A 5,723-nucleotide genomic window follows, 5' to 3' on the forward strand; every position below is an offset into this window, starting at 1 on the left:
AGCTTGCCGCGCAGGGCCTGTCGCTGTCTGGAACCGCCAATGTCAACGTGCAGGTGCGCGGTCCCGCGACATCGCCCGTCATCGGCGGCAGCGTCAGCACCTCGGGTGCGCGCCTTGTCGATGCGCGCTCCGGCCTCGCCGTCAACGATCTCGCCGCCGATGTCTCGATTGCCGGCGGCGTCGCCAGGATCAACCGGTTGACCGGAACGCTGTCGACGCGCGGCAGCCTGTCGGCCAGCGGCACGGTCGGCATCAACCCGGCGCAGGGTTTTCCGGCCGATTTGTCGATCAAGCTGGTCGACGGCCGCTATACGGACGGAAGGGTGGTGACCGCCAATCTCGGCGGCGGCCTGACGATCAAGGGACCGCTGACCTCCGCACCGGTCATTGCCGGCACCGTCAATCTCGCCAAGACGGTGATCACCGTTCCGGACAAATTGCCGGGCTCGCTGGCAGCGCTCGACGTCAAGCACAAGAACGCGCCAGGTGCGGTCAAGGCACAGGACAAGGCGCTGCGGCCGCCGACGACCAGCGGCAAGGGCGGCGGTAGCGGCCTTGCACTCGATGTCACGGTCAACGCGCCGAACCAGATCTTCATCCAGGGCAGGGGCGTCGATGCCGAACTTGGCGGCTCGCTGAAGCTGACCGGCCCGGCCTCGTCGCCGCAAGCGGTCGGCACCTTCACCCTGCAGCGCGGACGGCTGTCGATCCTCGGCAAGCGGCTGACCTTCACCGAAGGCACGGTCGGATTTTCCGGCTCGCTGGTGCCCTATCTCAATTTGACGGCGACCACGACGACGACCGGCGCCACCGTCACCATCGTGGTGTCGGGCGAGGCGACCAATCCGAAGTTCACCTTCTCCTCGGTGCCGGCGCTGCCCGAGGACGAGGTGCTGGCGCAATTGATCTTCGGCCGCTCGATGTCGAATCTGTCGCCGCTGCAGATCGCCCAGTTGGCCGAGGCCGCCGGGCAACTGGCCGGCGTCGGCGGCTCGACGTCGCTGCTCGAAAACCTGCGCAGCGCCATTGGTGTCGACGACCTCGACGTCACCACCGACGACCAGGGCGGCACGGCGGTTTCGGCGGGCAAATACCTCAACGACCGCACCTATGTCACGATCCAGAAAGGCGACAAGCCGGGCTCGGGCAAGGCTACGATCGACCTCAATGTCGGGCGCGGCGTCAAGCTGCGCGGCGAGGCCAACGATGCCGGCGAAGCCAAGGGCGGCATCTTCTACGAGAAGGAATACTGATAGTTCGGCAGGACTTTTGGCCTCATGATGGATCGATTCTGGCGCTGTCCGGGCTGGAGTAAATGTCTCAGTTTAATCGACTACCGAGATTCCAGAAGAATCCGTCGGACAGTAGCAAATTTGCGCCAAGACTGTCGTTATCACGCGAACCGCTCCCCTTTCAAAGTTGCACATTCCCTAACATGTTCTCAATCCACGCCGTCTTTGACATCATGGCCTGGATGCGGAATGTTAAAAGGCGGAAAGCCAACAATGGGAGTTAAGTCATGACAATTTACAAGAGTAATGGCGATCGCGTTCCGGATCACATCCTGGCCATGGCCGAAGAAGCCAAGGCAGGCAAGGTGGACCGCCGCGAATTCCTGGCCATGGCCAGCGTCTTCGGCGCATCGACGGCAATGGCTTACGGCTTGCTCGGCCTCGCCGATCCGACGCCGGCGAAGGCCGAAGAGGTAAAGGGCAAGAAGGGCGGCACGCTGAAGATCGCCCAGTGGATCAAGGATCCCAAGGACCCGCGCAAGGCCGACTGGTCGGAAATCGCCAATGCCGAGCGCCAGGCGCTCGAGCCGCTGGTCAAGTACACGTCCGAATACACGTTCCGCCCCTATCTGCTGGAAAGCTGGGACGTCAACGACGATGCCACGCAGTACACGCTGCATGTGCGCAAGGGCGTCACCTGGTCGAATGGCGATGCCTTCACCGCCGCCGACGTCGTCTTCAACCTGAAGCGTTGGGCCGACAAGAAAGCCGAAGGCAATTCCATGCCCGGCCGTCTTGGCTCGCTGGTCAAGGACGACAAGCTCGACGAAAGCGCCGTGACCATGCCGGACGACCACACGGTCGTGCTGAAGCTCACCAAGCCGGACATCGCGCTGATTCCGAACATGTGCGACTATCCCGGCCTCATCGTCCACAAGACCTTCGATGAGAAGGGCGGCGACTTCAAGGCCTGCCCGATCGGCACCGGTCCGTTCGAACTCGTCTCCTACGATGTCGGTCAGAAGGTGGTCTACAAGCGCCGCACCGACGACAAGTGGTGGGACGGCGAAGTGTTCCTCGACGGCCTGGAATTCATCGACTACGGCACCGATCCAGCAGCCATGGTCAGCGCTTTCGAAGCCGGCGAAGTGCATACCAATTTCGAGACTTCGGCCGACTACGTGTCGATCCTCGACGGCATGGACCTGGTGAAGTCGGAAATCGTCACCGCGTCGACCATCGTCTGCCGCACCAACGTCAACAACAAGCCCTATGGCGACCAGAAGGTGCGCAACGCGCTGCAGCTTGCGGTCGACAACAATGTCGTCTTGCAGCTCGGCTACGGCAACGCCGGCTCGGTCGCCGAAAACCACCATGTCTGCTCGATCCATCCGGAATATTACGAGCTGCCCAAGGTTGCCCGTGATCCGGCCAAGGCGAAGGCGCTGATGGCGGAAGCCGGCCAGGCCGACTTCGAACACGAGCTGATCACGGTCGACGAAGACTGGCACAAGAACACCGGCGATGCGATCGCCGCCCAGCTGCGCGACGCCGGCATCAAGGTGAAGCGCACCGTTCTGCCGGGTTCGACGTTCTGGAACGACTGGACGAAGTATCCGCTGTCGATGACCAACTGGAACATGCGCCCGCTCGGCGTCCAGGTTCTGGCCATCGCCTATCGCACCGGCGAGGCCTGGAACGAGGCCGGCTGGTCGAATCCGGAATGGGACGCCAAGCTCAATGCGGCGCTCGCCGTTGCCGACGCCGCCAAGCGCAAGGAAATGATGAAGGACATCGAGCAGATCCTGCAGGATTCCGGCATCATGATTCAGCCGTACTGGCGCAAACTCTACAGCCACTCGGTCAAGGCGGTGCAGAACTACAAGATGCACCCGACCTTCGAGCGCGACTACGGCAAGGTCTGGCTCGAACAGGCTTGATCGCATCGACATGGGGGAAGGGGCTCGCTCCCTTCTCCCGCTCTTTGCATCGTCCGTCCCCGTTGGTCCGCGCTTTCTCAAAAAAGTTACGGACTCGCGGGCAAGGCCGTGCAACAAAACAGGGTTGATCGCATCCGAAGGCCTGTTTGACAGCCAGCTCCGCCGGTCACGGCAGGGTTGGCTTTCATAGCCGGCTCAAACCCCAACCCATCGGCAGGGGGCCGCCATGCTTTCCTTCGTTATCAGGCGTCTTGGCACCATGGCATTGACGATGCTGTGCTTGACCATGGTCGTCTTCTTCCTGATCAACCTCGAACCCAATCTGAAGAAGCTGGCGATCAGCCAGACCGAAATGCATACGTCGGCCGAGCAGCTCGAGAGCTGGCTGGTCAACCACGGCTATCGGCAGAACTTCTTCGTCCGCTATGGGCAGTGGCTGGGCGTGGTGCCCAAGCAACCTGTGACAGACCCGGCGACCGGCAAACCGGCGCAGCGTTTCTCCTTCTGCAATGATCCGCTCGTGCCGACCTTCGCCGGCGTTTTCCAGGGCGATTTCGGCTGCTCGACCAAGTTCAAGGCGACCGTCGCCTCAAAGCTGTTTCCGGCACTCGGCGCCACGGGCATCCTGATGTTCTGGGTGCTGGTGGTGATGGTGCCGATCTCGCTGCTGATCGGCATTATGGCCGGCATGCGCGAGGGGTCGCGAACCGACCGGGTGCTGTCCGTGGCGTCGATCGCTTCGACGGCGACGCCTGAATATGTGTCGGGCGTCATCTTCACCGTCATCTTCGCCTCATGGCTAGGCTGGCTGAACGGCTCGGCGGCTTCGGCCAGCCAGGGCATCACCTTCTATAATTTCACTTTGCCGGTAATGACGCTGGCGATCTACGGCATCGGCTATATTGCGAGGATGACGCGTGCTTCGATGGTCGAAGTGATGACGCAGCAATATATCCGCACCGCCAGATTGAAGGGCCTTTCCTTCGGCAGCGTCGTGGTCAAACATGCCTTGCGCAACGCGCTGATCGCACCGTTCACCGTCATCATGCTGCAATTCCCATGGCTGCTCACCGGCGTCGTCATCGTCGAGGTGATGTTTCGCTATCAGGGCTTCGGCTACACGCTGGTCGAGGCGGCCGGCAACAACGACATCGACCTTTTGCTCGGCTGCTCGCTGGTCTCGGTGTTCATCGTCCTGATCACGCAGCTCATTTCCGATGTCGGCTACGCATTTCTCAATCCGCGTATCAGAGTTCAGTAGGGAGCGAAGCGGATGCCGGTTCAATATATCAGTGGCTTCACCATCGTTCTCGAAGTGCTGTCGCGCTTCTGGCCGGTCTGGATCGCACTCGTCATCGTCATGGGCGCGAGCTTCACCTACAAGAAGAAGCTGGCGCTCTACGGCCAGCTGTTCGACAGCGGTGTCGGCATCGTCGGCGTCGGCATCTGCCTGTTCTGGCTGTTCACGGCGATCTTCGCCGCGACCATTTCGCCCTTCGACCCGCTGGCCCAGATTCCCATCATGAAGGATGTGCTGCCGGGCGCCGTCGAACCGAAATCGGGGCTGACCTATCTGTTCGGCGGCGACAAGCTGGCGCGCGACGTGTTTTCGCGCATGGTCTATGGCAGCCAGATCGTGTTGATCATCGCGCCTGCCGCGACCGGCTTCGCGCTGATGGTCGGCATCACGCTCGGCCTGCCCGCCGGCTATTACGGCGGCAAGATCGACACCGTGCTGTCGTTCCTGGCCAATCTCGTGCTGGCCTTCCCGGTCATCCTGCTGTTCTATCTTTTGGTGACGCCGGGCATCATGGATACGCCGATCCCCTATGGCATGGCCGGCGTGTTCTTCCTGTTCCCGATCATCTTCTTCAGCGTGCTGTTCTGGACCCGCTACAAGAACCGGCCCGACCGGCTATACATCCTGCTCGGCATCACCCTGATCCTCGGCGGCTGGATCTATGCCGGCCTGGTCTTCGACGCCGATCCGCTGAAGATCGTGCATATCGACCCCAACCAGCTCAACATCTTCGTGGCGGTGGTGTTCGCCTCCAGCCCCGGCGTGTTTCGCATCGTGCGTGGCCTGGTGATGGACATCAAGACGCGCGATTATGTGGCGGCGGCGCAGACACGCGGTGAATCGCCCTGGTACATCATGCTGTGGGAGATCCTGCCCAATGCGCGCGGGCCACTGATCGTCGACGCCTGCCTGCGCATCGGCTACACCACCATCCTGCTCGGCACGCTCGGTTATTTCGGCCTTGGCCTGGCGCCGGAAAGTCCGGACTGGGGCACCGCGATCAAGGACGCCAGCCGCCTGCTGCGCTCCTTCATCCACCCAGCGTTGCCGCCGACGATCGCACTGATGTCGTTCGTGCTGGGCTTGAACCTGCTCGCCGACTCGCTGCGCGAACAATCGATGAAAGACTGATCTCGCGGGTTTCGACCCGATGCGCCTGAGAGAAACAGGCCCGAAAGAACCAGGATTGGAGCGACCCATGAACGAGGCAGTTCGAAATCCCGCCACGCCAACCAATGGGCCGGCCAACGC

The 5,723-nt window shown here is 61.9% G+C and carries 4 protein-coding genes; all 4 read left to right on the plus strand.

From position 1 onward, the window contains the following. A partial coding sequence (locus EN893_RS15840) for a translocation/assembly module TamB domain-containing protein (protein ID WP_206640125.1) occupies window positions 1–1,253 on the plus strand: 1,253 nt, incomplete at its 5' end. Between the two features lie 266 nt (window positions 1,254–1,519). Next, window positions 1,520–3,172 carry an ABC transporter substrate-binding protein gene (locus tag EN893_RS15845; RefSeq protein WP_127269355.1) on the plus strand — a complete coding sequence of 551 codons (1,653 nt, stop codon included), beginning with the start codon at window positions 1,520–1,522 and terminating at the stop codon, window positions 3,170–3,172. A 226-nt stretch (window positions 3,173–3,398) separates the two neighbouring features. Next, window positions 3,399–4,433 carry an ABC transporter permease gene (locus tag EN893_RS15850; protein ID WP_127269356.1) on the plus strand — a complete coding sequence of 345 codons (1,035 nt, stop codon included), beginning with the start codon at window positions 3,399–3,401 and terminating at the stop codon, window positions 4,431–4,433. A gap of 12 nt (window positions 4,434–4,445) precedes the next feature. Further along, the gene (locus tag EN893_RS15855) at window positions 4,446–5,603 is read left to right on the plus strand and encodes an ABC transporter permease (protein ID WP_127269357.1); all 1,158 of its coding nucleotides are present in this window, start codon (window positions 4,446–4,448) and stop codon (window positions 5,601–5,603) included. Window positions 5,604–5,723: the final 120 nt, after the last annotated feature.

The organism is Mesorhizobium sp. M7A.F.Ca.CA.004.04.2.1 (assembly GCF_004022825.1).
In the GTDB taxonomy this organism is placed as follows: domain Bacteria; phylum Pseudomonadota; class Alphaproteobacteria; order Rhizobiales; family Rhizobiaceae; genus Mesorhizobium.

What these genes read in the sequence shown, in the direction of transcription:
- EN893_RS15845 (WP_127269355.1), top strand. Translation starts at nt 1,520, where the DNA reads ATGACAATTTACAAGAGTAATGGCGATCGCGTTCCGGATCACATCCTG.
- EN893_RS15850 (WP_127269356.1), top strand. Translation starts at nt 3,399, where the DNA reads ATGCTTTCCTTCGTTATCAGGCGTCTTGGCACCATGGCATTGACGATG.
- EN893_RS15855 (WP_127269357.1), top strand. Translation starts at nt 4,446, where the DNA reads ATGCCGGTTCAATATATCAGTGGCTTCACCATCGTTCTCGAAGTGCTG.